Origin of the sequence: Bradyrhizobium zhengyangense (genome assembly GCF_022012435.1) — a bacterium.
GTDB classification, from domain to species: Bacteria; Pseudomonadota; Alphaproteobacteria; order Rhizobiales; family Xanthobacteraceae; genus Bradyrhizobium; species Bradyrhizobium zhengyangense.
The window spans coordinates 97,511-122,028 of the sequence record NZ_JAKLUA010000002.1; the positions used below are offsets into that span (position 1 = coordinate 97,511).

General features: G+C 61.8%; 23 protein-coding genes. 10 read left to right on the plus strand and 13 right to left on the minus strand.

What is annotated here, in order from left to right:
* Nucleotides 1-375: 375 nt before the first annotated feature.
* Entirely contained in the window at nucleotides 376-1,449 is a 1,074-nt protein-coding gene (locus L6637_RS08840) for a TauD/TfdA family dioxygenase (protein ID WP_237870138.1), read from the plus strand.
* Nucleotides 1,450-1,992: 543 nt separating this feature from the next.
* Here L6637_RS08840 and L6637_RS08845 read toward each other — a convergent pair.
* From L6637_RS08845 to L6637_RS08855, 3 genes are all read right to left on the minus strand, one after another.
* Entirely contained in the window at nucleotides 1,993-2,946 is a 954-nt protein-coding gene (locus tag L6637_RS08845; protein ID WP_237866429.1) for an alpha/beta hydrolase, read from the minus strand.
* An 80-nt stretch (nucleotides 2,947-3,026) separates the two neighbouring features.
* Nucleotides 3,027-4,028, minus strand: coding sequence for a tryptophan--tRNA ligase (gene trpS, locus L6637_RS08850; RefSeq protein ID WP_237866669.1), 1,002 nt, complete (start codon nucleotides 4,026-4,028; stop codon nucleotides 3,027-3,029).
* A gap of 299 nt (nucleotides 4,029-4,327) precedes the next feature.
* On the minus strand, nucleotides 4,328-5,548 hold the full coding sequence (locus L6637_RS08855; RefSeq protein WP_237870140.1) for an acyltransferase family protein: 1,221 nt from the start codon (nucleotides 5,546-5,548) through the stop codon (nucleotides 4,328-4,330).
* A gap of 893 nt (nucleotides 5,549-6,441) precedes the next feature.
* On the opposite strand from L6637_RS08855, the gene L6637_RS08865 reads away from it, so the two are divergent.
* Nucleotides 6,442-7,938 (plus strand): DUF1254 domain-containing protein, encoded by a 1,497-nt coding sequence (locus L6637_RS08865; protein ID WP_377802775.1) that lies wholly within the window; start codon nucleotides 6,442-6,444, stop codon nucleotides 7,936-7,938.
* A 449-nt stretch (nucleotides 7,939-8,387) separates the two neighbouring features.
* A complete protein-coding gene (locus tag L6637_RS08870; protein WP_237870144.1) occupies nucleotides 8,388-9,194 on the plus strand; it encodes a substrate-binding periplasmic protein in 807 nt (268 codons plus the stop codon).
* Between the two features lie 241 nt (nucleotides 9,195-9,435).
* Here L6637_RS08870 and L6637_RS08875 read toward each other — a convergent pair whose 3' ends face one another.
* From L6637_RS08875 to L6637_RS08905, 7 genes are all read right to left on the minus strand, one after another.
* Nucleotides 9,436-9,648 carry a YodC family protein gene (locus tag L6637_RS08875; RefSeq protein ID WP_237870146.1) on the minus strand — a complete coding sequence of 71 codons (213 nt, stop codon included), beginning with the start codon at nucleotides 9,646-9,648 and terminating at the stop codon, nucleotides 9,436-9,438.
* Nucleotides 9,649-9,880: 232 nt separating this feature from the next.
* Nucleotides 9,881-11,125, minus strand: coding sequence for an ABC transporter substrate-binding protein (locus L6637_RS08880; protein ID WP_237870148.1), 1,245 nt, complete (start codon nucleotides 11,123-11,125; stop codon nucleotides 9,881-9,883).
* 322 nt (nucleotides 11,126-11,447) lie between these two features.
* On the minus strand, nucleotides 11,448-12,200 hold the full coding sequence (locus L6637_RS08885) for an HAD family hydrolase (protein ID WP_237870150.1): 753 nt from the start codon (nucleotides 12,198-12,200) through the stop codon (nucleotides 11,448-11,450).
* Nucleotides 12,191-13,090 (minus strand): oxygen-dependent coproporphyrinogen oxidase, encoded by a 900-nt coding sequence (gene hemF, locus L6637_RS08890; protein WP_377802707.1) that lies wholly within the window; start codon nucleotides 13,088-13,090, stop codon nucleotides 12,191-12,193. Before hemF ends, L6637_RS08885 begins: the two co-directional genes overlap by 10 nt.
* A 4-nt stretch (nucleotides 13,091-13,094) precedes the next feature.
* The gene (locus L6637_RS08895) at nucleotides 13,095-13,460 is read right to left on the minus strand and encodes a 6-pyruvoyl trahydropterin synthase family protein (RefSeq protein WP_237866682.1); all 366 of its coding nucleotides are present in this window, start codon (nucleotides 13,458-13,460) and stop codon (nucleotides 13,095-13,097) included.
* 14 nt (nucleotides 13,461-13,474) lie between these two features.
* Nucleotides 13,475-14,107 (minus strand): 7-carboxy-7-deazaguanine synthase, encoded by a 633-nt coding sequence (queE, locus tag L6637_RS08900; protein ID WP_237870152.1) that lies wholly within the window; start codon nucleotides 14,105-14,107, stop codon nucleotides 13,475-13,477.
* 19 nt (nucleotides 14,108-14,126) lie between these two features.
* Nucleotides 14,127-14,585 (minus strand): tRNA (cytidine(34)-2'-O)-methyltransferase, encoded by a 459-nt coding sequence (locus tag L6637_RS08905; RefSeq protein ID WP_237870154.1) that lies wholly within the window; start codon nucleotides 14,583-14,585, stop codon nucleotides 14,127-14,129.
* Nucleotides 14,586-14,865: 280 nt separating this feature from the next.
* On the opposite strand from L6637_RS08905, the gene petA reads away from it, so the two are divergent.
* The 7 genes from petA to L6637_RS08940 all read left to right on the plus strand — a co-directional run bounded on the left by petA (nucleotide 14,866) and on the right by L6637_RS08940 (nucleotide 22,491).
* Entirely contained in the window at nucleotides 14,866-15,396 is a 531-nt protein-coding gene (gene petA, locus L6637_RS08910) for a ubiquinol-cytochrome c reductase iron-sulfur subunit (RefSeq protein ID WP_092227410.1), read from the plus strand.
* A 62-nt stretch (nucleotides 15,397-15,458) separates the two neighbouring features.
* Nucleotides 15,459-17,522, plus strand: coding sequence for a cytochrome b/c1 (fbcH, locus tag L6637_RS08915; RefSeq protein WP_237866685.1), 2,064 nt, complete (start codon nucleotides 15,459-15,461; stop codon nucleotides 17,520-17,522).
* A gap of 148 nt (nucleotides 17,523-17,670) precedes the next feature.
* Nucleotides 17,671-18,345, plus strand: a complete 675-nt coding sequence (locus tag L6637_RS08920; RefSeq protein WP_237866686.1) for a dienelactone hydrolase family protein — start codon at nucleotides 17,671-17,673, stop codon at nucleotides 18,343-18,345.
* A gap of 114 nt (nucleotides 18,346-18,459) precedes the next feature.
* On the plus strand, nucleotides 18,460-18,885 hold the full coding sequence (locus L6637_RS08925; RefSeq protein WP_237866688.1) for a hypothetical protein: 426 nt from the start codon (nucleotides 18,460-18,462) through the stop codon (nucleotides 18,883-18,885).
* A gap of 60 nt (nucleotides 18,886-18,945) precedes the next feature.
* Nucleotides 18,946-19,545 (plus strand): hypothetical protein, encoded by a 600-nt coding sequence (locus L6637_RS08930; protein ID WP_237870156.1) that lies wholly within the window; start codon nucleotides 18,946-18,948, stop codon nucleotides 19,543-19,545.
* Nucleotides 19,546-19,776: 231 nt separating this feature from the next.
* Nucleotides 19,777-21,942, plus strand: a complete 2,166-nt coding sequence (locus tag L6637_RS08935) for an anthranilate synthase component I (RefSeq protein WP_237870158.1) — start codon at nucleotides 19,777-19,779, stop codon at nucleotides 21,940-21,942.
* A 9-nt stretch (nucleotides 21,943-21,951) separates the two neighbouring features.
* Entirely contained in the window at nucleotides 21,952-22,491 is a 540-nt protein-coding gene (locus L6637_RS08940; protein ID WP_011085277.1) for an adenine phosphoribosyltransferase, read from the plus strand.
* Nucleotides 22,492-22,508: 17 nt separating this feature from the next.
* Here the strand turns inward: L6637_RS08940 and L6637_RS08945 are convergent, their stop codons facing one another.
* The 3 genes from L6637_RS08945 to L6637_RS08955 all read right to left on the minus strand — a co-directional run bounded on the left by L6637_RS08945 (nucleotide 22,509) and on the right by L6637_RS08955 (nucleotide 24,466).
* Nucleotides 22,509-22,841, minus strand: coding sequence for a GIY-YIG nuclease family protein (locus tag L6637_RS08945; RefSeq protein ID WP_237870160.1), 333 nt, complete (start codon nucleotides 22,839-22,841; stop codon nucleotides 22,509-22,511).
* A gap of 144 nt (nucleotides 22,842-22,985) precedes the next feature.
* Nucleotides 22,986-23,654, minus strand: coding sequence for a hypothetical protein (locus tag L6637_RS08950; RefSeq protein ID WP_237870162.1), 669 nt, complete (start codon nucleotides 23,652-23,654; stop codon nucleotides 22,986-22,988).
* Nucleotides 23,655-23,713: 59 nt separating this feature from the next.
* Entirely contained in the window at nucleotides 23,714-24,466 is a 753-nt protein-coding gene (locus L6637_RS08955) for a P-loop NTPase family protein (RefSeq protein WP_237866696.1), read from the minus strand.
* Nucleotides 24,467-24,518: the final 52 nt, after the last annotated feature.

A 24,518-nucleotide genomic window follows, 5' to 3' on the forward strand; every position in this document is an offset into this window, starting at 1 on the left:
TCTGCGCCATCGACATGGTCGCCAACAGAACGCAGGCCGCTTGCGCGGTTGCGATGCCGGCTTCCGATTCTTCTGTGACATCCTGTGATGTTCGCGAGTGACCGCAGTGTGAGCTGCAGGATGAGTTGAGCTCTTGCGAAATCCATCGCTCTTGTCTCGCGCTAGCCGTCCGACATGGTCGCACGCCAACCGATCAAGCAATTTGTGATGAAACGCGTGCGCGACTGACCGCGCCTTCGTTTCACCATCGCGCACTCCATCCCACGGCTTGCTCTCGGGCGATCGGTCTCGCCAAGTTGCAAACAAGCGGTCGGCACAATACCGTCGCTTGTTCGACGCCCGGTCTGACGACCACACTTCCCAGGAACCAATCATATGAACGATGTCTCTGCACCCCGCGCGATCAATCGCCCTCCGGGGAAGATCGACATCCCCTCCGCCTGGCTGGGCGCCGAGATGAAGGCCAATCCCGGTCGTTGGTTGGTATCGCTCAACGCCGGCGAGATCGCCGAGCTCGAGAACGCGGCTGAATCCTATCTGGGGCGGAGCAGGAAGATCGCCGAGATCACGAAGGAGAGCTTTCCGCTGCCTCAATTCGGCGCGCACCTGGAACAGCTCAAGACAACGCTGCTCACTGGCCTGGGCTTCGAAGTCATCCGCGGCCTGCCGGTCGCAAAGTATACCCAGGAGTTTGCTGCGACCATCTTCTGCGGGGTGGGTGCGCATTTGGGATCGGCGCGATCGCAAAATGCCGCAGGGCATATTCTCGGTCATGTCCGCGACGTCGGTGCCGACGCGAAGGATCCGAACGTCAGGATCTATCAGACGTCGGAACGGCAAACATTCCATACCGACTCGTCCGACGTGGTTGGGCTGCTATGCATCCGCGAGGCGATGGAGGGAGGGGACTCTCTCCTTGTCAGCACGTCGACGATCTACAACGAGATGTTTGCCAGACGCCCCGACCTTCTTGCTCTCTTGTTCGACGGAATCGCGACTGACAGGCGCGGCGAGGTGCCGGAGAACGAAAAGCCATATCTCGAAATCCCGGTGCTGAACTGGCACGCGGGATTCCTGACCGGGTTCTACCAGCGCCAGTACATCGACAGTGCGCAGCGCTTTCCCGATGCGATGAGGCTGACGCCTGATCACGTCGAGGCGCTCGATCTGTTCGACGCGCTTGCAAATGACCCCGATCTGCATTTTGGGATGCGGCTGCAGCCGGGAGACATGCAGTTCGTCTACAATCATGCCCTGCTGCACGATCGGACCGGATTCCGCGATTGGCCTGAGGTCAGCCAGAAACGTCATCTGTTGCGGCTGTGGCTCAGCATGGAAGGCGACCGGCCGCTGCCCGATTGCTTCAGGCAGCGCTACGGCTCGATCGAGATCGGCAACCGCGGCGGCATCATCGTCAAAGGGACAAGTCTGAACGTTCCGCTGGATTGATCATCGCAGTCAGGCTGCGTCTCGCGCCAAAGCGCTCGCTGGCGAACTGGATATGAATCGCCGACCCAAGGACCTACGGGCTCAGGCCTCTACGGGCTGAAGACGCTGCCGAGAAACCGCTCCTTTTCTCCCGGCGCATATCCCTGACATGCGCCGTAATACGGTTCGGGCCGGTCACAGGAGGTGGACCGGAGTTGGCCGGACAACCCCGATGGCGCGTAACCAAAGCTCGAAGAACCCGGTGCGCCCTGCTGGGAGCGCACAACAGCGTGCCGGTGGGGGTGATGCACCGTCGCTGCATTCGCAGCGCCGCACAGGGCGATCAAAAGGCTCAAGGCCAAAATGGAGCGCATCGCTTTTCTCCTGGTGTCGTTGCCTCCCTTAATTAGCCTTCGACCGCAAAGCCCCAACGGATCACGGCGTTACGACGGGTCACATTCCCGGCATCGCGGGGCCGCGTGAGCAGTCGTGCGATTTGGCAAATGTTGCCTGGCGACCTCAAGCGATGTCTGTCCACGCAGCATCGCTCCACCGTTTTGAAGTCTAATTGAAATACCGCTGAGCAAACTTCCGGAAGTTTTCCATCAAGAACCGATGTGCGCGCTTGCTGATCGGAGCGTCTGGCACCATCATATCAAAACCGTGATACGCGCCGTCGAACATTTCGAACTCAACCGGAATGTTGGCCCGACGAAGGTTCTCGACGTAGATTTTCGTTTCATCCCGAAATGGCTCGAGACTGCCGACAAACGTGATCGTCGGCGGCACCTTCGTATAGTCCGTGCAGCGTGCCGCAGCCGCGTAGGGCGTAATGGTCTTCACGCCCTCGAGATAGCGCGACCACGCCAGCCTGTTGGCTCGTTCATCCCAAACGGGTGCGTCGTTTCCAACAACAGATGCGCTATTCTGCCGGTCATCGATCATTGGATAGAGCGGCATTTGAAACGCGATTTTTGCGTCGCCGGTATCGGTCGCCTTGAGCGAGACGGCGGCTGCAAGCCCACCGCCCGCGCTATGGCCCGACACGATGAATTTGTCAGTCCTTCCGCCGAGGGAGGCCGCATGATCCCTTATCCATAGCAAGGTGTCGTAGCAGTCATTGAATGCGGCCGGGTACGGGGATTGAGCGGCCTTTCGATAGTCCGGCGCGACGATGATGCACGGCTCCGTATCGATGAAGTCCTTGAGGATCGAGCCGAATTGCTCGGGCACCCCGTGAACGTAACCGCCACCGTGCAAATAGAGCATGATCGGCAGCGGCCCAATCGCCGCGGTTGGCCGATAGATTCTCACACGAATAGGCGCCCCGCCATTCCTGCTTGGAATGTGTCGCTCTTCGTTGACAAGTCCCCTGATGTTGCTTCCCCGCAAGATCGCCGCAGAGAAGCGGAACACGAGCAGAGAGAACCATCGCGTGTGAACGAAGCTTGCGATGATCCGCCCAAAGGCATATCGGCCGCGCAAGTCTTCATCCACCATTTCTCTGGTGACCTTCATCCGATACGTCCCGCCGAGTTCAGAAGGCTAGGGTCAGGACTCATTGATCAAAGCCAATGACGGCCTGCTTCTATGTCAGGTTACAACATGAACAGCCCGAGGCCTTCGACAACTTCCCGCTTCGTTGCCTCGGTCCGGCTCCGCGCCTTTTCCGTACCGCTGCGGATCACGTCGCGCACAAAGGCGGGATCTTTGGCCAGTTGCGCCCTTCGTTCTCGGATCGGCCCGATTAGCGCCTGCAAGATGTCGTCGAGGCGACGCTTGATCTTGCTGTCGCCTGTTCCTCCCCGCCGATACTGCGCTTTCAGCCCTTCCAGCGCGGCGCGGTCTTCATCGAAAGCATCCAGATAGGTGAAGACGACGTTGCCTTCCACTCGTCCGGGATCTTCGACCCGTAGATGGTTCGGGTCGGTGAACATCGCCTTCACCGCCGCCGCGATCTCGTCCGGCGAGGCCGAAAGAGCGATGGCATTGCCGCCGGATTTCGACATTTTCGCTTTCCCGTCCACGCCCGGCAGCCGCCCCGCCTGTGGAATGACGGCCTGCGCTTCCAGCAGGATGGCCTGTCCGGCGGCGGTGTTGATACGGCGCACGATATCGTTGGTCTGTTCGATCAGCGGCGCCTGATCCTCGCCCACCGGCACTACAGTCGCCTTGAACGCGGTAATGTCCGCCGCCTGCGCCGCAGGGTAGCACAGGAAGCCTGCCGGGATGTCGCGCCCGAAGCCGCGGCTGCGGATCTCATCCTTGATCGTGGGATTGCGCTCCAACCGGGCGACGGTCACGAAGTTCAAATAGAGCATCGACAGCTCGGCAAGCGCGGGCAGGTGGGATTGTAGGCAGATCGTGGTCTTGGCTGGGTCGATCCCGACGGCAAGGTAGTCCAGCGCCACCTCCATCACACTGCGCCGCACCTTGTCGGGGTCATGAGCATTGTCGGTCAGGGCTTGCGTATCGGCCAGGAGCAGGAACTGCTCGTGGGTGTCTTGAAACCGCAGACGGTTGCGCAACGATCCGGCATAGTGGCCAATGTGCAGCGCGCCGGTGGTGCGGTCGCCGGTCAGAATAACGGGTCTGGTCATGGGGTGTCCTTGTGAGATGAGGGGGACACCGCATGGGGGGATCATCAAAACAAAAAGGCCGCCCTTGCGGCGGCCCCAGATGCAATGAAACGTCCGGCCGCCCTGTCAGCAGGCCAGCCACCAAAGTTTGACAATGGTCATCGTGCGTTTCATGAAAATTTCTCTAGGCTATGCGCGGAAACGGGTCAACATATGGTGCCGCGTGAATGACGGCAAAGGGCTCGGAGCGGTCGTTACGCCCGCATTGCTAATGGGTCCTGAGCCTGGTCTAAGGCGCGATGGCTCCGGCATTCTATCTTCTATCGCAACGTAGCGATCATCTTTGCCGGCACGGGCGGCCGAAGGCCCAGCCCCCGGGAAAACCTCGGGCGCGTCGATGTCGGCAGTCTTGCCGGAAGCTGTCCGAAATATGTGATCGTTCTGGTCATCGCAGCTCTGATGACCGGCTCGACCTTCGCGCAAATCAACCAGCAGATCAGGACAAGAATGCCCAGCTCGACCCACACGGCCGTGGTGGCATCCAGCCCGGCATCGACCAGGGCACGAATGATCGCGGTGCCGACGACGTTGTGGCTGAGATAGAGCGGATAGGTGATCAGTCCGAGCGTTCGCCAATAGGCCGGCGCCTCAGGAGAGGCGACACCCGCAGCGCGCCTGTTCCGGTTCGCGGCCACGGCGATGAGGAGCACCGCGGCGGCCCAAACCATGATCGGCACCAGGGCCGACTGGTCCGCGATGGCGGGAATGCTGGTCAGGAAGAAAGACGCAAAATAGTAGATCTCCGCGGCGCCCGAAAGACAGGCGATGGCGACTGCGGCCCGCTCGAGCCTCGTCAGCTCTCTGTTTGAAGAAATGAACAGCCAGATGCCGAGCGCAAAGAAGCAGCCATGATTCAACAGGAATGCCGCGGCCGGAACCCGAAACATCAGGATGACGAGGTAGGGCAAATCGGACGGCGTCGTGCACGACAGCACCAGTAACGCGACAGCATTGAATATCGCGCTGTAGATGGTGAGACCCCAAGCCAGGTGCCGCAGCGTGACCTTCTTCGTGAGCATCGCGCAGTACACGAGGCCGTAAAACGCGGTCTCGGCAGCCAGCGTCCAGTAGACGCCGTCAAGCCACTGCCCTGTGACCCCCTTCGGCACCATCAGCATGGCGTGGAGGTAGGGCAGGATGAATTCGGATGCCGGTCCGCTGCCGAAGAGAAGCAGAACAAGAAGGGTCGCGGTGGCACAAACCCAAACCGCCGGATAAAGCCTCAGTGCACGACCGAGCAAGAACTCGCCCGGCGACGACTTGCACGCGGAATTGGCGATCACGAAGCCGGAAATGACGAAGAAGATTTCGACGCCCACCCAGCCGAACCATGTGAAGGGCGCGGCAGACGGGTAGAGGACATCGGCGGCGACGTAGCGCTCGAAGCCCGGGACGCCAATCGAAACCCAGGCCCATGACCAGAACATCTGGTGAAAAACGGCGACGCCGAGAGCGGTGGCGAAGCGCAGCGGATCCAGCAATGCAAAATGGTTCTTCACGGGAGTGCTTCCGATCCATGAAACGATCCCGTTGCAGATATTGGATCCCTTCACCGGGCTCTGCGACGTTGGTCACGCTGTCTCCGCCGATGGTTCGAAAAGCTCGGATTCTTTGCAGATATTGGCGAACGCTTCGTACCGCGCCTCCGCGCTGTGTGATGTTTCTCACGGTGGCGCCGAGGCTACCGCCGGATCAAATTCGGGATCAGCCATGGGAAAGCTGCGCGTTGTCCGCTCATGGCGCCTGGCGGCAGATTCCGATCCATGCGTAGATGTCATCGTGAGGGGTAAAGCGGACGCCACGTTGCTCCGACCGAAGCGACGCGATCGACCCGAAGCGGACATCAGCAACCCACAAAGGAAAATCGCCCGGATGGACGGCAGGTGCAGCGGCACGTCTGCAAGGCTACCGCGCGGCCAAACTAGGCATGTCCTGACTCGGCTCGGATAGTGCCCTCGCCGCGCGGATTGACGCGCTTGACTTGCATCAAGACGGGGGCGCTCCAGAGGCTCATTCTAGAATTTCTGAATGGAGGTCGTCCAAATGAAGCTGTCGGTCTCGGTCACATTAGTTGCTTTGACGATAGTAGGAATCATGGGCGCAAGCGCCGAAAAGGCGGGTGCCGTAGTGTACTGCACGTATGTTGATTATCCTGCAAATTGTGTCGCGCGGCCAGGCGTAGTGCTGCGGCCGCGGCCCGTTGCACGACAAGCGGTGGTGGGTGCTGGGACCGTAAATCGCGGTGGCCCGGTCAATCGCGCTGGCAGACGTTGACCGGTCATTTCGCGAGATTCGTAGCCTTGCTCGAAATCCCAACATCGGATTTCCGCAGAACTGTTTTTTTAGTTCAACATCTGACAAGACGGGCCGCATCATGAAATTGGTGGCATCAATGGTTGCTGCGCTGTCGTTTGTGGCGCTCTCGGCAATTCCGCTCAACGCTCAGCAATACAAGATGCAAACGCCGATACCGCCGGGCGTTGCAATCCCGGACAAGGTGGAGACCCGCCTTGGGACGCTGAAGTTCTTCGACGGCTTTCCTGATGATGCGACCGTGGAAAAGCTCTACGACAATTTAGACTTCCAACACGCCGTCCAAGCCTACCTGTTAGCCTTAGCTCCAGTGAACCAATTGGCAAATCGAAAGGGCATCGCGGAACTGGGGCCGTTCAATCTGACGGTGCCTATCTTCGAGGATAGGATGGACTCGAAGTCGCTTTTTCTCACCCCGAACAACAACACGCCCTACACTTGGTTTTGGCTCGACCTGCGCGACGGGCCTCTGGTCCTCGAAGTGCCACCCAATGTGCTCGGCCTCATCAACGACATGTGGTATAATTTTGTTACTGATGTTGGGCTCGTCGGGCCAGACAAGGGGCAGGGCGGCAAGTACCTGATCCTGCCGCCCGGCTACAACGGTGAGGTGCCAAGCGGATACTTTGTCGTGAAGACGGCGACGTTCAGCGTCTGGGTTCCGTGGCGCTCGTTCTTGGTGAACGGCGATCCGAAGCCGGGCGTCGACTCGGTCGAAAAACACACGCGGATCTATCGCCTGAAAGATGCTGCCAATCCCCCGAAACTCAATTTCGTCCATGTTTCCGGTAAGGCATTTAGCACGCTGGCGCCGGGAGACTATCCATTTTGGGAGTATCTGAATCAGGTTGTGCAGGAGGAGCCGACCGATACAGTTGACCCGGTCACACTCGGCCTCTACGCATCGGTCGGCATCCAGAAGGGGAAGCCCTTCGCGCCCGATGCACGCATGAAGAAAATTTTGACCGAAGCCGCCTTGGTAGGTGACGCCACCGCCCGTACAATCAATGGCCGGTTGCGGATCAAGGAAAGCTACTATTATCCCGACAGCGCGTGGCGAACGGGCTTCTTCGGCGGTTATAAGTTCGAGGAAAACGGCGCGCGTATCCTCGATGCCTACTCCGCATTCTTCTTCTACGCGACGGGCGTGACGCCGGCGATGGATTCGAAGTCAGTTGGCGAGGGATCGCAGTACATGGCCGCGTTCGTTGATAGCCAAAACGAGCCCCTCGACGGCGGAAAAAATTACAAGCTGCACTTGCCGCCCAACATCCCAGTCAAGCAATTCTGGTCGGTCATCCTCTACGACAATCAGACCCGCTCCATGCTGCAAACCGACCAGCGTTGGCCAGCCGCAACCAGCCAGAACCCGAAACTCTTGCCCAACGCGGACGGGTCAGTGGACATCTATTTCGGGCCGAAGGCGCCGGTGGGCAAGGAGAACAACTGGGTGCAGACCATTCCCGGCAAAGGATGGAATACGCTCCTGCGTCTTTACGGCCCGCTCCAGCCGTGGTTCGACAAGACTTGGCGGCCCGGCGAGATTGAGCCGCTGTAGCAGCGAGGAGGTCGAAGCTTCCTCCTCATTTCCGCTATTGGAGCCCTTTTCCGATATCCAGCGATGCCCGCTCTTGCGCCGTTGTCGGCGGAGAAGCGGACATCTTGCGCGTCGGAGCCGGGCGCTCCGATAGCGCGCATGAGGATGCAGGCTTGGCCGAGCCTACTCGTCGTCCTCGTCCTCGTCTTCATCCTCATCGTAGGATGACCGACCGCACGTGCGATGAGAAGCCGGTCAGAAGCATCGACATGCAGGCCAGGACCAGCCGCCACATGATGCGCGCTTCCTGCCAAGGCCGGCCGCTGCAGGTACCGCCGGAGCAAGTCCAGTTGCCAATTCCAATGTCTCCCTCGGTTCCAAATCCCTTTGCGCTTGGCAACTCCCCGCGGAGATGCGAGATTCGCGCGTGACTTCGATTTGCGCGTGAGCCTGCGCCGCGAAAGTTCAACATGATGCGAAATCAGCGCATCGGGGATTCAGCCAAAGGTGCTGGTCCTCTGAGATCCTTCCTGTTCGCCCTTGCGATCGCGACAATGGGCTGCGGCACTGCGTATCCCGCCGGCCTTGTCCTCGTGGCCGCCGACAGCTCGCCCACAGCCTATATTAGTGATGGCAAGCCGGCAGGAATACTTGTCGATGTCGTGACCGAAGCCTTTCGAAGGACTGGCGAGCCGATTGAAGTTCAGGTGATGCCCTGGGCACGTTGCCTGGCGGAAGTTCGCAGCGGCCGTGTCGACGGAATATTCTCGGTTTTCAAGCTGCCTGAGCGAAATGAGTTTCTCACCTACACCAACGTCCCGGTCATCACCCAGGTGCTGGCGTTTTTTGTCCCTGCCGATTCCGATGTGACGTTTGACGGCGACATCGGCAAGCTGGGAAGGCTTAGGATCGGGACAATCAGGGCCACGAGTTACGGCCTCAAGGTCGATAGTGCACTCAAGACGGGGGTGTGGTCGACGACCGTCGAAACCAACAATGTCGATACCCTCGTTGGCATGCTTGCCCTGAAGAGGATCGATCTGGCGATCGGCTACCGGCATGTCGTCCTCGATGCCGCGCGCAACAAGGGGTTTCAGGACAAGATAAGGGAGCTGTCTCCAGGCATCGACGAGATTCCAAGTTATCTGGCATTCAACAAGCAAAGTGACTATTCGAAAGTCATCGCCGATTTCGATCGAGCTCTGACGAGTATGAAGGACGACCACAGCTTTGAGGCCATCTTTGAGAAATACCTGGGGCCCAAGGCCGGGCACTAAGGAGGTCGGGCACTAAGGCCGGGGCACCAAGGGCTGTGGATGACCGTGTGATGGATCGCGTCGATGACGGTGCCAGCACTTCATGACCCGCGGTGTCCTGCAAGTCGAGTGCACCGGCACCGTAACTCCCTGTCTTAATGTCTCGAATGTCCGCTGTTGTGCTGTGGCAGGCACAGAAGCGGACATCGGGAGTGCCGGAGCGGAAAGCTCGGATCCAACCAGGATGTGGTGTTGGGCGGGTCTACTCCTCGTCCTCCTCGTCTTCTTCCTCGTCATCCTCATCCTCGTCTTCTTCTTCCACCTGGATGAGGGTGGCGAGCGGCAGCGTTTCGCGGAACAGATCGCCTTCCATGCCCATCCAGACGCAGAGCACGTCCTCGCCCTTGACCTCCGCAACGGTCAGCGGCTGGCCGCCCGATTTGAGCATGACGATATCGCCGGCTTTCAATTCCATGGACTGTCCTTTCGAGTTGACCCGGATGCAACGCTAGCAAGTTGTCATGACACGCCGAACACGGGGCGGGGCTGGCGAGGGTCCGCCATGCCCCTATAGCGACCAAATTCGGCATCGCAGCCAAATGAGCGATGGGGCAGCGGCACACATCCGCCTCAAATCCATCACCGTTCCTCATCCTGGTGCATTCGAAATGTGGAGGCGCAATCTCCGCGTCCTCTACTGCAACTGGTTATTTGGTGGAAAGTGCCACCTGATCAATGTGCGAGTCGATGACCGGACCAAACCCCTCCCAGTGTTCGCCGTTGAATCGGCTCATTCGCATCTGTTCGATCGGATAGAAATCGGTCGGTGAGGTCTTGACGCGGATACCTGGACGGAGGGTTTCGACCTCGAAATCAAGATTGGCGGCCACCTTCATGACGTTCTCGCGTGTGAGATTGTCACCGCACTCTTTCAGAACTTCAACCAATCCCGTCGACAGATTGTAGGCCGCGATCGTGCCGGCGTCGGACTTGTCGGCTTCCGGATAATACTTTGCCAGGAAAGCTCGAAAGCGCTGCATGCCGGGGTAGCTGTCCCACTGCGGATCGGTTACGTCCATGTTGTAGAGGGCGGTCAGGATCCCCTCGGCGTTCTTGACGCCGGCGGGCTTTATGACTCCACCAATAGAGTTCGAGACATTCGTCATGATGTGGATCGGGTGCCAATCGAGTTCAGCGACTTTCCGGATCGCCTGCGCCGCGTATTTGGGCGTGGCAATATTGATGAAGACGTCGGGTTTCGCAGTCCTGATCGCCACGACTTCCGAATCTACCGTTGGGGTGCCGACATCATAGGGCGCGCTGACGATGACGGTTTTGTCAAACTTCTCGCCAAGCCCGTCCTTCAGGCCTTGAATGTAGTCCTTGCCGAAATCGTCGTTCTGATAGAGCACGCCGACCTTGGCGTTCGGATGGTTCGTCAGGATGTAGCTTGCATAGATACGTGCCTCCGCGCGGTACGTCGGCTGCCAGCCGATCGTCCATGGAAAATGCTCAGGATCGCCAAACCGTGACGCGCCGGTCGACACGAATATTTGCGGCACACGCATCGTATTCATGTATTTCTGGATAGCGGCGTTGGTGGCCGTGCCGAGCGACGCGAAAATCAGAAAGACCTCGTCGCTCTCGACGAGCTTGCGCGCTTGTTCCACGGTCTTCGGTGGACTATAGCCATCGTCGTACGAAATGAAGTTTATCTTGCGGCCATTTATCCCGCCGTTGTCGTTGATCATCCGAAAATAGGCACTCATCGTCCTGCCGATAATGCCGTAAGCCGACGCGGGCCCGCTATACGGCATGATGTTGCCGATCTTGATTTCGGCATCGGTTGCACCGGCATCGTATTTTTTCTGAGCAAGTGCGTCGCTTCCGCTGGAAGCGAACAAAATGATGGCGGTCGACAACGCCGCCAATTGTCGCGTGACGAAAGGCATTTCGTTTCTCCCTGTGAACCTATGAAGGTGCTCGTTCGTTGAGGACCTCTTGTCGGGTCTCGCGTTGAGACTGAACGCGCTTCGTCAATGCCTGTCGACGGGAGAGCCGTCCGCACCTTGGCGCGATCGGTCAATATGACTGACCGGGGCGCTCGTACTTGCCGCCGAAGAAGTCCCTGGCAAACTTCGCCACCATGGCATCATGCGCCTGTTTTGCCCGACGGGTCAACGAATTTTCGTAAAATCCGCAGTCGCGGCACATTGTGCGGCAAGCTGCTGATTGTGCAGCGCCACCTACTGTGCATGGGGTTGTTTTCGGGATTTAGCCCGGCACGAGCTCGGTCAGCGAGCGGATGATGCGGTCGGGCTTGACGGTCGAGCCTTCGGGCAGGCCGCCGCCATGCGCGTCGAGCCAGATCGCATAGATGCCGAGGCGCTGCGGCGTCACGACTTCCCATTCCAGATTGTCGCCGATCATCCAGGTGTCTTCAGCGGTGACGCCGAGCGCCTCCATCGCGTGCAGATAGGCGCGCTCCTCGGGCTTGCCGAAGCCATGCTCGCCCTCGATCTGGATGTGATCGAAGCGATGGGCGAGCTCGAAGCGCTCGACCTTGGCGCGCTGCATGTCGGCGGCGCCGTTGGTGACCAGCGCGAGCCTGACGCCGTGCGCCTTGAAGGCGTCGATCGCATCATGCGCGCCGGGGAAGACGAAGATCGCTTCCTCGCGATAGGTGGTGAAGCGCTCGGCGACACGATCGGCGAGATCGTCGGGCAGGGCGCGGTGACCGCTTGCAGCGAGCGCAGCAAAGCCGCCGCGCACCGTGAGGCGGCGCGCCTCGCCGAGCTTCATGCGCCACTCCGCTCCCGCGGTCGACCAGAACTGTCGCGCATAGGCCAGCACGGCCATGGCGACCTGAGCCGGTGGCAGCGGTGCGAGCTCCTCGGCGAATTCCTCGGCGATCGTGTTCCACGCGATCTCGGGCCGGCCATAGGCTGACAGGATGGTGTCGTCCATGTCGATCAGCATGGCGCGGGGCAGAGATTTCACGACGGGCTTGACGATGCTCATGGCCATTTCACCTCCGGCGGCAGCGACGACAGGATGGAGTCGACGTTGCCGCCGGTCTTGAGCCCGAAGATGGTGCCGCGGTCGTAGAGCAGATTGAACTCGACATAGCGCCCGCGCCGGATCAACTGCTCCTCGCGGTCCTCGGCGGTCCAGGCGCTCGCGAAATTGCGCCTGACGATGTCAGGGTAGATCTTCAGGAAGGCGCGGCCGACATCCTGCGTGAAAGCGAGGTCGGCGTCCCAGTCGCCGCTGTCGTGCCAGTCGTAGAAGATGCCGCCGACGCCGCGCGCCTCTTTCCGGTGCGGCAGATAGAAATACTCGTCGCACCACTTCTTGTACTTGTCGTAGTCGGCGACGCCGTTGGGGCCGGTGCAAGCCTCCTTCATCGCGGCGTGGAAGGCCAGCGTATCAGCGTCTTCCTGCGTGCGCCTTCGGTCGAGAACCGGCGTGAGATCGGCGCCGCCGCCGAACCACGCCTTGGTGGTGACGACGAAGCGCGTATTCATGTGCACCGCCGGCACGTGCGGATTGCGCATATGCGCGATCAGCGAGATGCCGGAGGCCCAGAAGCGCGGGTCGTCCGCTGCGCCCGGAATCTGCGCACGAAACTCGGGCGCGAATTCGCCATGCACGGTCGAGCAATGCACGCCGACCTTCTCGAACAGCCGGCCGGACATCATCGACATCACGCCGCCGCCACCCTTGGCCCCGCTGTGGTCGGTGCGCTGCCAGGGCGTACGATTGAAGCGGCCGGCCGTGCCGGGATAGAGGCTTTGCGGCGCGTCGTCCTCGAGCCGCTCGAAGCTGTCGCAGATGTCGTCGCGCAAGCGCTCGAACCAGGCGCGCGCGCGCGCCTTGCGGTCTTCGATCAGTGTTGGGTCCAGCATGGATGTCATGTCGTCAGCCTTGCGGACCGTAATAGGTGCAGCTCTCGTTGCAACTGTCGCGGTGGATGCTGACGCGGGTCAGCTTGCCGATATGCTGTAGCCGCTCCCAGACGAAGCGCGACAGGTTCTCCAGCGTCGGCGTGCCCAGCGCCTCGATCTTGTTGAGGAACTTGTGGTCGAGCGTGAGCCTGACCTCTTCGATGGCGCGCTGGAGCAGGCCGAGATCGACCACCATGCCGGTCGCAGGGTCGGGCGTGCCGCGCACCGTTACCTCGGCACGGAAGGAGTGGCCGTGGATCTCTTCGCTCGCCTCACCAAAGGTCGTCCCCTTCAGCGTATGCGCCGCCTCGAAGCGGAACTGTTTCGTCAATTCCCACATCTGTCCGTTCAGTCCTATCTGATGCCGAGCGATTTATGCGTCTGCAAGCTCAGCCGCCATTGCGGATGGCGCAGGCAATAGTCGATCGCGCGCACGGTGTTCTCGATGACTTCAGGTCCGTCCATCGGCTGCAGCGAGAAGCGCTCGAAGGCGAGGCGTTCGAAAGTCTCGGGCGCGGCGAGGGCCTGCGGATAGACCAGCTTTAGCTCGTGCCCCTTGCGCAACACCAGCTCGCTGCCGCCTTTCGGGCTGACGCAGATCCAGTCGAGGCCCTCGGGTGCTTCGACCGTGCCGTTGGTCTCGACGCCGATCTCGAAACCTCGCGCATGGAGCGCCGCGACCAGGGCGTCGTCGACCTGGAGCAGCGGCTCGCCGCCGGTCAGCACCACATAGCGGTTGGAGGCAGCTCCAGTCCATTGCCCAGCGATGGTGTCGGCGAGCTCCACCGCCGTTGCGTAGCGGCCGCCGAGCGTGCCGTCGGTGCCGACGAAATCCGTGTCGCAGAACTGACATGCGGCCTGGCTGCGGTCCGCCTCGCGGCCGCTCCAGAGGTTGCAGCCGGCGAAGCGGCAGAACACCGACGCGCGCCCGGCATGGGCGCCTTCGCCTTGCAGGGTCAGGAAGATTTCCTTGACCGCGTAGCTCACTGATCTCTCCTCGTCATGTTCAATCGTGCGGGTTCCGGACCTGCCGGAGCGCTTCGCCTGCGGCCATCGCCGCGGTCATGGCGACATTGAGCGACCGCAGCCCTGGCGTGATCGGGATCACCAGCCGCGCATCCGCGGCCTCGACCACCGCGTCGGTGACTCCGGCGCTCTCGCGCCCGAATAGCAGGATGTCCGACGTCTGGTAACGAAAATCGCGGTAGTCGGTGGCGGCTTTGGTGGTGAACAGCAGCAGGCGGTAGCCTTGTGCCGCCCGCCATTCCTCGAATTTGGTCCAGGAGTCGTGCCTGGTGATGCTGACATGGCCGAGGTAATCCATTCCCGCCCGGCGGAAATGCCGGTCGGAGACCGGGAAGCCGGCCGGTTCAATGATGTGGGCGGCGATGCCCAGGCAGGCGCAGAGCCTGAGAATCGTGCCGGTGTTCTGGGGAATGTCGGGCTGGAAAAGTGCGATCTGCATGGGCGTTACAGGGCTTCGGCCGGGACGGAATTGTCTCAATAAAACATCGCTAGCGCGGGAATTCGTGCATTGCACGCTCCCGCGCCGTTAGCGGGCTTGCGCTCGCCCTGCAAGGGTGCCAATAGAACGATTCTGGACTGCTGTTTTTCGCCTTGTTTTGGCGAGGACAAGCCAAGTTCTGCCGCCGCGGGGGGCCGCGGGCGCCGGCAGCGCTGTTCCGGGGACCTTGGGGGCTCCTGGAGCGGTTCCACCGGCAGCATAAGAAGAAAGGGTTGGAATCGTGACGACAGCGTCTTCGGCGGACCATCCGACACGCCGTGATTTCTTATTCGTTGCAACGGGGGCAGCTGCAGCCGTAGGGGGCGCGGCCGCGCTCTGGCCCTTTATCTCCCAAATGAATCCGGACGCCTCGACCATCGCCGCGGGTGCGCCGATCGAGGTCGATCTGAGCCCGGTTGCCGAGGGGCAGGACATCAAGGTGTTCTGGCGCGGCAAGCCAATCTACATCAGCCACCGCACCAAGAAGCAGATCGACGAGGCGCGCGCCGTTCCGGTCGCGAGCCTGCCCGATCCGCAGTCCGACGAGGCCCGGGTCAAGTCTGGCCATGATCAGTGGCTGGTCGTGATCGGCATCTGCACTCATCTCGGCTGCATCCCGATCGCCCATGAAGGCAATTACGACGGGTTCTTCTGCCCCTGCCATGGTTCGCAGTACGATTCGTCCGGCCGCATCCGCCAGGGGCCCGCGCCCGCGAACCTGGCCGTGCCGCCGTACACTTTCGTTTCCGACACCAAAATCCAGATCGGCTGAGCCTCGGACCCGCGTCCGAAGCCTCGAACCGTCTCGTCGTTTTATTTCCTCAGGATCGCATCATGAGCGGACCATCCGACTACCAGCCGAGCAATCCGGCACTGCAATGGATCGAGCGGCGCCTGCCGATCATGGGTCTCGTCCATTCCTCCTTCGTCGTCTATCCCACCCCGCGCAATCTGAACTATTGGTGGACCTTCGGCGCCATCCTGTCCTTCATGCTGGGGATGCAGATCCTGACCGGCGTGATCCTGGCGATGCACTACACGCCGCATGCCGATCTCGCCTTCAAGTCGGTCGAGCTGCTGGTCCGTGACGTGAACTACGGCTGGCTGCTGCGCAACATGCATGCCTGCGGCGCGTCGATGTTCTTCTTCGCGGTCTACGTCCACATGCTGCGCGGCCTCTATTACGGTTCCTACAAGGAGCCGCGCGAGGTGCTCTGGATCCTCGGCGTCATCATTTACCTGCTGATGATGGCGACCGGCTTCATGGGCTACGTGCTTCCCTGGGGCCAGATGAGCTTCTGGGGCGCCACCGTCATCACCAATCTGTTCTCGGCCATTCCCTATGTCGGCGAGAGCATCGTGACACTGCTGTGGGGCGGTTATTCGGTCGGCAATCCGACGCTGAACCGCTTCTTCTCGCTGCACTATCTGCTGCCGTTCCTGATCGCGGGCGTCGTCGTGCTCCACGTCTGGGCACTGCACGTCGCCGGCCAGAACAATCCCGACGGCGTCGAGCCGAAGACGGAAAAGGACACGGTGCCGTTCACGCCGCATGCGACCATCAAGGACGGCTTCGGCGTCGCCTGCTTCCTGCTGCTCTACGCCTGGTTCATCTTCTACATGCCGAACTATCTTGGCGATGCCGACAACTACATTCCGGCAAACCCGGGCGTGACGCCGCCGCACATCGTGCCGGAATGGTATTACCTGCCGTTCTACGCGATCCTGCGCTCGATCCCGAACAAGCTCGCGGGCGTGATCGGGATGTTCTCGGCGATCATCATCCTGTGCTTCCTGCCCTGGCTGGACAGCGCGAGGACGCGTTCGTCGAAGTACCGTCCGCTGGCCAAGCAGTTCTTCTGGATCTTCGTCGCGGTCTGCATCCTGCTCGGCTATCTCGGCGCGCAGCCGCCGGAAGGCATCTACGTGATCGCCGGCCGGGTCCTGACGGTCTGCTACTTCGCCTACTTCCTGATCGTGCTGCCGCTGCTCTCGCGCATCGAGAAGCCGCGGCCGGTGCCGAACTCGATCTCGGAGGCGATCCTCGCCAAGAGCGGCAAGGCCGTCGCCTCGATCGCGGTCGCGCTCGTCGCAGCCGGCGCGCTGTTCCTCGGTTCGTTGCAGGATGCCCGCGCCGAGGAAGGCGGCACCAAGCCGCCGGGCAACAGCTGGTCGTTCGCCGGCCCTTTCGGCAAGTATGATCGCGGTGCGCTCCAGCGCGGCCTGAAGGTCTACAAGGAGGTCTGCTCCAACTGCCACGGCCTGTCCCTGATCGCCTTTCGCAATCTCGGCGATCCCGGTGGTCCCGGCTATTCGACGGCGCAGGTGGCCGCGTTTGCCTCCGACTACAAGATCAAGGACGGCCCGAACGACCAGGGCGAGATGTTCGAGCGCCCGGGCCGGGCGGCCGACTACTTCCCCTCGCCATTCCCGAACGAGCAGGCCGCTCGCGCGGCGAATGGCGGCGCGGCGCCTCCCGACCTCTCCCTGATCACCAAGGCGCGCTCGTACGGCCGCGGCTTCCCGATGTTCCTGATCGACTTCTTCAGCCAGTACCAGGAGCAGGGCCCGGATTACGTCGCGGCGGTGCTGCAGGGCTTCGAGGACAAGGTGCCGGAAGGCGTGACCATTCCGGAAGGCTCGTATTACAACAAGTATTTCCCGGGCCACGCCATCAAGATGCCGAAGCCGCTCAGCGATGGCCAGGTGACCTTTGATGACGGCTCGCCGACGACGGTCGCGCAATACGCCAAGGACGTCACCACGTTCCTGATGTGGACCGCCGAGCCGCACATGGAAGCGCGCAAGCGCCTCGGCTTCCAGGTCTTCATCTTCCTGATCATCTTCGCGTTCCTGATGTACTTCACCAAGAAGAAGGTCTGGGCCGACTCGCACTGAGCGGCTTGACGCGAAACGAGAACGAAGAAGCCCCCGCAAGGGGGCTTTTTTGTTGGACACGCGCGTGTGTTGTCCGTCGAGATTGCGCTCCACGCTCCCAGCGGCCAAAATACCGCCCAGCTCTCCCCAGAACGCGTCGGAGGACACCATGGGAACCACCATCACTTTCAAGCGCCCGGACGGCAAGGACGCCTCGGGCTATCTCGCCAACGCCGCGCGCGGCAACGCGCCGGGCGTGGTCGTGATCCAGGAATGGTGGGGCCTGTCGGACCAGATCAAGGGCCTGTGCGACCGCTTCGCGCTCGCCGGCTTCGATGCGCTCGCGCCCGATCTCTACAAGGGCAAGGTTGTGCCGTATCACGACACGGACGCGGCCGGCAAAGAGATGAACTCGCTCGATTTCATGGACGCCACCACGCAGACGGTGCGCGGTGCCACGCAATATCTGTCGCGCAACGGCGCCAAGGTCGGGCTGACGGGCTTCTGCCTCGGCGGCGCCGTCACCATCATCGGCGCGGTGCATGTGCCGGAGCTCGCCGCCGGCGTCGTGTTCTACGGCATTCCGCCGGAGCAGGCCGCCAAGCCCGCCGACGTCAAGATCCCGCTCCAGGCCCATTTCGCCAACAAGGACGATTGGTGCACGCCGGAGCTGGTCAGTGGTTTCGAAAAAGCCATGAAAGCCGCCGGCAAGTCGCTGGAGCTGTTCCGCTATGACGCCGAGCACGCCTTCGTCAACGAGCAGCGCCAGGCCGTGCACGACCGCGAAGCCGCCGAGCTCGCCTGGGGCCGGGCGACGGAGTTTTTCAGGAAGCATTTGGGGTGAACGCAGTCACGCGTTGAAGCGACACAGAGCAGGCCGCCGGGAATCCGGTGGCCGCTCTGGCGTGGTCGCACACCCTGCCGCGTCGGAGCCAACACGTTGGCGCCGAGTATCCCTATGAAAATCTGCCTGATCGCATCCTTGTTCGTCGCCGGCCTTGCGGCGCCCTGCTGGGCGAAAGAGCCTGCATGCAACGGGCCGGAATTCCAGACATTCCGAACTGATTTCGAGAGCGCCGCGAACGCGAACGACAAGACGCGCATCGTCAAGCTGATCTCCTTCCCCGTCGAGTACTGGTCGGCGGAAGGCAAGCACGACGTTCAGAGCGGGCCGGTCAAGAGCGAGGCCGAATTTCTGCAGCGTTACGACACGTTGTTCACGCCTGCCATGCGCAAGCACCTGCACACCGCAAAGCTGCTATCGCTGCCCGACGGTCGCTGCGCACTGACTTGGCATGACACGAATTCCGAATTCACGTTTGAATTCCGATATGCCCCCGAGAGCGGGTTTCGAGCAATCGGATATGAGGTCGGAGCCTACTAGGACGACGCCATGCAGGGCGTGCGGAGAGTTGGTATCGCACGTTCTTGCGGGAGTGAGGCCATGCTTCATAGATTTACGTTCGTCCGCGCCGCGCGGTGGATATTTGCTCTGTGCTGTTGGTTAGTCGCAGCGCAGGCTCAGGCCGAGCCGGCATTCGTGACCATTGAGGGCGACCTTAAGAGTATCGCCTGGTGGGTTCTTGCCGACTTCCATCCGTTCACAACGGAGGTTCGCGGTCTTCCCGTCAGGGAGATAAGAAAGAACTGGTGCAAGGCCACTGAATTCCGCAAAGACCTCATTCCAAGGGAATTGCTCTTCGAGGGTGGTACGGATGCGATGGCAGCCGCCAACATGTCCTTCGCCGTTGAGGGGCGCTTCGATGGTACGGCGCCCAAGCAGGTCGCGTTGGTCGGCGTCTTCGAGGAGTGCACAGGTCAAAAGGGCAGGTTTATTCTCATCCTGGATCAATCGGCGGAAGGGAAGCCAAAGATCCGGTTCGTGAATGCCGTGCGGACGGATCACCAATTCGGTGCCCTGCAGAAGGGGGACGACAACAGCATCGTGGCCTGGGCCTGTATGGAGTGCGATAACTTCGCGGTCCTGAAATGGGACCGGAAGAAGCGCAAATTCGACTGGCGGCCTGGCCCGGCCGAGCAATAGCCCAAAAGCCGGCGACCGAAGGCGGCGGCTCTTGACGCCGTCCCCGGGCCATGGTGAGTATCCGGCCCATGAGCACCGCAGCCCGCCCATCCCGTCGTTGGTGGCGCACCTCCTAAGAGGTGGCCGGTGCGATTTATTCTCCCAAAATCGTCAGAGGTCGCCAGCACAGCGCGGCGGCCTGATCGTTTGTCCTGTGTGGCGTTCCCTCGGCAAGTTTCGTAAGAGGACCACATGAACAGGACAGTCTTCGCCCTTCCACCCAGAAGCGATTATGTCACCCGCGGCGGTCTTGCGATCACGCGCGTGGCCGAGCAGTTTACCGGTCACGCCAACCGGCTCGACGACCTCATCAACCTGCTCGACCGCCGCCGCGGCGTGGTGCTGTCCTCGGGCACGACCGTGCCGGGCCGTTACGAGAGCTTTGACCTCGGCTTCTCCGATCCGCCGCTCAAGCTCGAGACCGTCGGCACCGATTTCAGGCTGGAGGCACTCAACACGCGTGGCGAGGTGTTGATCGCCTTCCTCGCTGACGTCCTGCGCGAGCCCTGCGTCGTGATCTCCGAGAAGACCACGACGCGTCTTGCCGGCCATATCATCCGCGGCGATGCGCCAGTCGAGGAAGACCAGCGCACGCGGCGCGCCAGCGTGATGTCGCTGGTGCGCGAAATCATCGCCGCTTTCTACGCCAATGACGACGGGCTGCTCGGCCTGTTCGGCGCCTTCGCCTACGACCTCGTCTTCCAGATCGAGGACCTCGTGCAGAAGCGTGCGCGCGAGAATGACCAGCGCGACATCGTGCTTTATGTCCCCGATCGCCTGCTGGCCTATGACCGCGCCACCGGGCGCGGCGTCGTGCTCTCCTACGATTTCGCCTGGAAGGGCAAGTTCACCGAAGGCCTGCCGCGCGAGACGGCCGAGAGTCCGTATGTGAAGACGGATCGCCAGGGCTTTGCCGATCACGCGCCCGGCGAATATCAGGCGACGGTCGAGACCGCGCGTGCCGCCTTTGCCCGCGGCGATCTATTCGAGGCCGTGCCGGGCCAGCTCTTTGCCGAGCCCTGCGAGCGCTCGCCGGCCGAAGTGTTCCAGCGCCTCTGCGTCATCAACCCGTCGCCCTACGGCGCGCTGATGAATCTCGGTGATGGCGAATTCCTTGTCTCCGCGTCGCCGGAAATGTTCGTGCGCTCCGACGGACGCCGCGTCGAGACCTGCCCGATATCAGGGACGATCGCGCGCGGCACCGACGCGATCGGCGATGCCGAGCAGATCCGCCAGCTCCTGAACTCGGAGAAGGACGAGTTCGAGCTCAACATGTGCACCGACGTCGATCGCAACGACAAGGCGCGTGTCTGCGTGCCCGGCACGATCAAGGTGCTGGCGCGCCGGCAGATCGAGACCTATTCGAAGCTGTTCCACACCGTCGATCACGTCGAAGGCATGCTGCGCCCCGGTTTCGATGCGCTCGATGCCTTTCTCACCCATGCTTGGGCTGTCACCGTGACAGGTGCGCCAAAACTGTGGGCGATGCAGTTCGTCGAGGACCATGAGCGCTCGCCGCGGCGCTGGTATGCCGGCGCGATCGGCGCGGTGAATTTCGACGGCAGCATCAACACCGGCCTCACCATCCGCACCATCCGCATGAAGGATGGCCTGGCTGAAGTGCGCGTCGGCGCCACCTGTCTGTTCGATTCCGATCCGGCTGCGGAAGATCGCGAATGCCAGGTCAAGGCCGCAGCGCTGTTCCAGGCGCTCCGCGGCGATCCGCCGAAGCCGCTGTCGAGCTTTGCTCCTGATGCGACCGGTTCGGGCAAGCGCGTGCTGTTGATCGATCACGACGACAGCTTTGTGCATATGCTCGCCGATTACTTCCGTCAGGTGGGCGCGAGCGTCACCGTGGTCCGCTATGTGCATGCGCTCGACATGCTCGAGCAGAAGAGGTGGGATTTGCTGGTGCTGTCGCCAGGGCCAGGCCGCCCGGAGGATTTCGGGATCAAGAAAACCATCGACGCGGCGCTGGAGAACAAGCTGCCGGTGTTCGGCGTCTGCCTCGGCGTGCAGGCGATTGGCGAATATTTTGGCGGCGAGCTCGGCCAGCTCACCCATCCCGCGCACGGACGGCCCTCGCGGGTGCAGGTGCGCGGCGGGCGCCTGATGCGCAATCTGCCGAACGAGATCGTCATTGGCCGCTATCACTCGCTCTTTGTCGAGCGCGACAGCATGCCTGATGTGCTTAGCGTCACCGCCAGCACCGAGGACGGCGTTGCCATGGCGCTGGAGCACAAGACCCTGCCGGTCGCCGGCGTGCAATTCCACCCGGAATCGCTGATGTCGCTCGGTGGCGAGGTGGGCTTGCGAATTGTTGAGAATGCGTTCCGGCTGGATGCGCCGGTCAATTGAGAGGCACCAATGACCTTTGACCACGATTTGAAGGCGAGCGTCCGCACCATCCCCGACTATCCGAAGCCGGGGATCATGTTCCGCGACATCACGACCTTGCTCGCGGATGCGCGCGCCTTCCGCCGCGCGGTCGACGAGCTCGTCAATCCCTGGGCCGGCAACAAGATCGACAAGGTCGCCGGCATGGAAGCGCGCGGCTTCATCATCGGCGGCGCGGTCGCGCATCAGCTCTCGGCCGGTTTCGTGCCGATCCGCAAGAAGGGCAAGCTGCCGCACACCACCGTGCGCATCGCCTATTCGCTCGAATACGGCATCGACGAGATGGAGATGCATGTCGACGCGATCCAGCCCGGCGAGCGCGTCATCCTGGTCGACGATCTCATCGCCACCGGCGGCACCGCGGAGGGCGCGGTGAAGCTGCTGCGCCAGATCGGCGCCAATGTCGTCGCGGCCTGCTTCATCATCGACCTGCCCGAACTCGGCGGCGCCGCCAAGCTGCGCGCCATGGACGTGCCGGTGCGCACGCTGATGACGTTCGAGGGGCACTGAGGCGCCGCTGAGGCGGTTTAGGTCGCTTCTGCCTTCAGCTTCGCCTGCCAATGCAGCGCGCGCTCCTTCAGCAGCGCGTTCCGGACATAAGCGCTCTCCTCATCCTCCAGCCGCTCGCATTCGCCGAAGGTCAGTCCAGCCTCGCCATGCGCGTTCCAGGCAGCCTGAAGGCTGCGGCAGGGGTGGCCGCCCTGGCGCAGCGTGAACCAGATGCGGTTCTGGATGGTCTCGAGGTTCGGGGCCTGGCCGACCCAGGCCTCGCCGGAGGCTGCGCAGCGGACGACGAAAATGCCCGCAACGGTCTTCCGCTCCTTGTAGGCGGCGATGGCTGCTTTCCGGTCGATCGTCACAGGGGGGGCCTTGCTGAGGGATGCTGTTGTGCAGCCTCAGTAGCGGCAAGGACGCGCGGCGTCAATATTACCCGGATAAAATATTCAGCCCTCGTGGTCGTCATTCCGGGTTCGCGACCTCGTCGCGCCCCGGAATGACGCCTCTCAGGACCGTTGCAGGATCAGGCTGAGCTCAAGCTCTCGGAGGGCGAGATAGTTGCGCCGGATCCACTGATGCAGCTCGGTCGAGGAATCCTTCTCCTGGCGCAGATAGCCGGTGAAGGAGAAGCTCAGCCGGTCGATATAGGTCTTGAGGAAGCCGGGCAGCGCGGGAAGGCGGAGCAGCCGGCCGCCTCCCATCGCGGGCGGCAGCTCGCCACGGATGACGAACTCGTTGTCGACGGTGATCAGGTTCATCCGCGGGATCTGCTGGCGCAGCATCTCGTGGGCACGGGCCGAAACGCGGTCGGTGTCGGCGACGAACAGGATCTGTGGTGCGACATGTCGGCGCGCCGCTTCCTTGAGCAGGCCGATCTCGTCGGTCATCTTGAAGAATTCGTCGAAGGCGTGGAAGCCGAGGTCGATCACCTTGGCGAGCCCGTCATCGACGATGACGCGATCCATCAGCTGCATCTTGCCGTAGGTGTCGATCACGTCGGCTGTCTCGGTCACCTTCGGCAGGTAGTCGAGCAGCGACGGCTCCTTCAAATTGACGTCGAAGGCCGCGACATTGCCGTTCTTGAGCAGCAGGAATTCGCTCAATAGCCGCGCCAGCAGCGTCTTGCCGACCTGCGGGCGGGGCGAGCAGATGATGTAGAGGGGCGTCGCGGGCATCACGCTATTATCTGAGCGAACTCACCGCTCAATCCAGCCGTATCAGCCCGCCTTCGCAACTATTTTTCGCTGTTGCGGGTCACCGGTTTCGACCCGACGATGTCGGTCAGGCGGATCCGGTCGAACTCGCTCCAGACATTGGCCAGCCAGTGCCGGACATAGCCGCGCAGCACGAAGGAATAGTTCGCAGCCTCGTCGTGGATGCCCTTGTTGGCCACGAATTTCAGGAACGGGACCGAGGAGACCTCGACCTGCTCATAGGCCATTTCGTTCAGCTTCGGGATGGTCAGCTCGGTCGCGTCCTTGATGCGGTGGAAGTAGGAATTGTAGGTCGCCTGGTCCCATTGGAAGAATTGGGTGTCGTTAATGAAGTTCTTCACCAGGAAGTATTTTGCGCCGGTCATGAAGCCCGCCGTCTCGGCGATCTCGTCCAGCGAGGCGATCGAGGGTCCCAGGATGTGGAACACCGCGAAGGTGATCTGGCCGGCCTTGGCGGCGTCGAGGAAACCGATGTCGCGCAGCGAGGCCAGCGCCGGCGACAGCAGGCCGGCGCGGACGTCGATCACGGTGACGGACGGGCTTGTCGCGTTGAGCGTATCGAAGATCTTCATCTGATCAGCCGTCGTCGTCATGTCGACGATCTCGGTGATATCAGGGTGGAAACGCTTCAGCGTTCCCCGCGGCGACTCCGTGTCGAACGCGCGCGTCGGCACGTTGTTGGCTGAGAAATAATCGAGCAGGGTGCGCGATACCGTGGTCTTGCCGACCCCGCCCTTGTCCGCGCCCACCACAACCACTGCCGGCTTTGCCATTGCTGTCCCCTAACGCGAGCCCCCGATCGCGAGGTCGCGATCGGCCGGGCCC

Coding starts and splice junctions, on each gene's coding strand:
- L6637_RS08925 (WP_237866688.1), top strand. CDS start 18,460: ATGAAAATCTGCCTGATCGCATCCTTGTTCGTCGCCGGCCTTGCGGCG.
- L6637_RS08920 (WP_237866686.1), top strand. CDS start 17,671: ATGGGAACCACCATCACTTTCAAGCGCCCGGACGGCAAGGACGCCTCG.
- L6637_RS08940 (WP_011085277.1), top strand. CDS start 21,952: ATGACCTTTGACCACGATTTGAAGGCGAGCGTCCGCACCATCCCCGAC.
- L6637_RS08905 (WP_237870154.1), bottom strand. CDS start 14,585: ATGCAGATCGCACTTTTCCAGCCCGACATTCCCCAGAACACCGGCACG.
- L6637_RS08885 (WP_237870150.1), bottom strand. CDS start 12,200: ATGGCCATGAGCATCGTCAAGCCCGTCGTGAAATCTCTGCCCCGCGCC.
- L6637_RS08875 (WP_237870146.1), bottom strand. CDS start 9,648: ATGGAATTGAAAGCCGGCGATATCGTCATGCTCAAATCGGGCGGCCAG.
- L6637_RS08935 (WP_237870158.1), top strand. CDS start 19,777: ATGAACAGGACAGTCTTCGCCCTTCCACCCAGAAGCGATTATGTCACC.
- L6637_RS08840 (WP_237870138.1), top strand. CDS start 376: ATGAACGATGTCTCTGCACCCCGCGCGATCAATCGCCCTCCGGGGAAG.
- L6637_RS08880 (WP_237870148.1), bottom strand. CDS start 11,125: ATGCCTTTCGTCACGCGACAATTGGCGGCGTTGTCGACCGCCATCATT.
- trpS (WP_237866669.1), bottom strand. CDS start 4,028: ATGACCAGACCCGTTATTCTGACCGGCGACCGCACCACCGGCGCGCTG.
- L6637_RS08895 (WP_237866682.1), bottom strand. CDS start 13,460: ATGTGGGAATTGACGAAACAGTTCCGCTTCGAGGCGGCGCATACGCTG.
- L6637_RS08930 (WP_237870156.1), top strand. CDS start 18,946: ATGCTTCATAGATTTACGTTCGTCCGCGCCGCGCGGTGGATATTTGCT.
- L6637_RS08870 (WP_237870144.1), top strand. CDS start 8,388: ATGATGCGAAATCAGCGCATCGGGGATTCAGCCAAAGGTGCTGGTCCT.
- L6637_RS08845 (WP_237866429.1), bottom strand. CDS start 2,946: ATGAAGGTCACCAGAGAAATGGTGGATGAAGACTTGCGCGGCCGATAT.
- hemF (WP_377802707.1), bottom strand. CDS start 13,090: ATGACATCCATGCTGGACCCAACACTGATCGAAGACCGCAAGGCGCGC.
- fbcH (WP_237866685.1), top strand. CDS start 15,459: ATGAGCGGACCATCCGACTACCAGCCGAGCAATCCGGCACTGCAATGG.
- L6637_RS08865 (WP_377802775.1), top strand. CDS start 6,442: ATGAAATTGGTGGCATCAATGGTTGCTGCGCTGTCGTTTGTGGCGCTC.
- L6637_RS08950 (WP_237870162.1), bottom strand. CDS start 23,654: ATGCCCGCGACGCCCCTCTACATCATCTGCTCGCCCCGCCCGCAGGTC.
- L6637_RS08955 (WP_237866696.1), bottom strand. CDS start 24,466: ATGGCAAAGCCGGCAGTGGTTGTGGTGGGCGCGGACAAGGGCGGGGTC.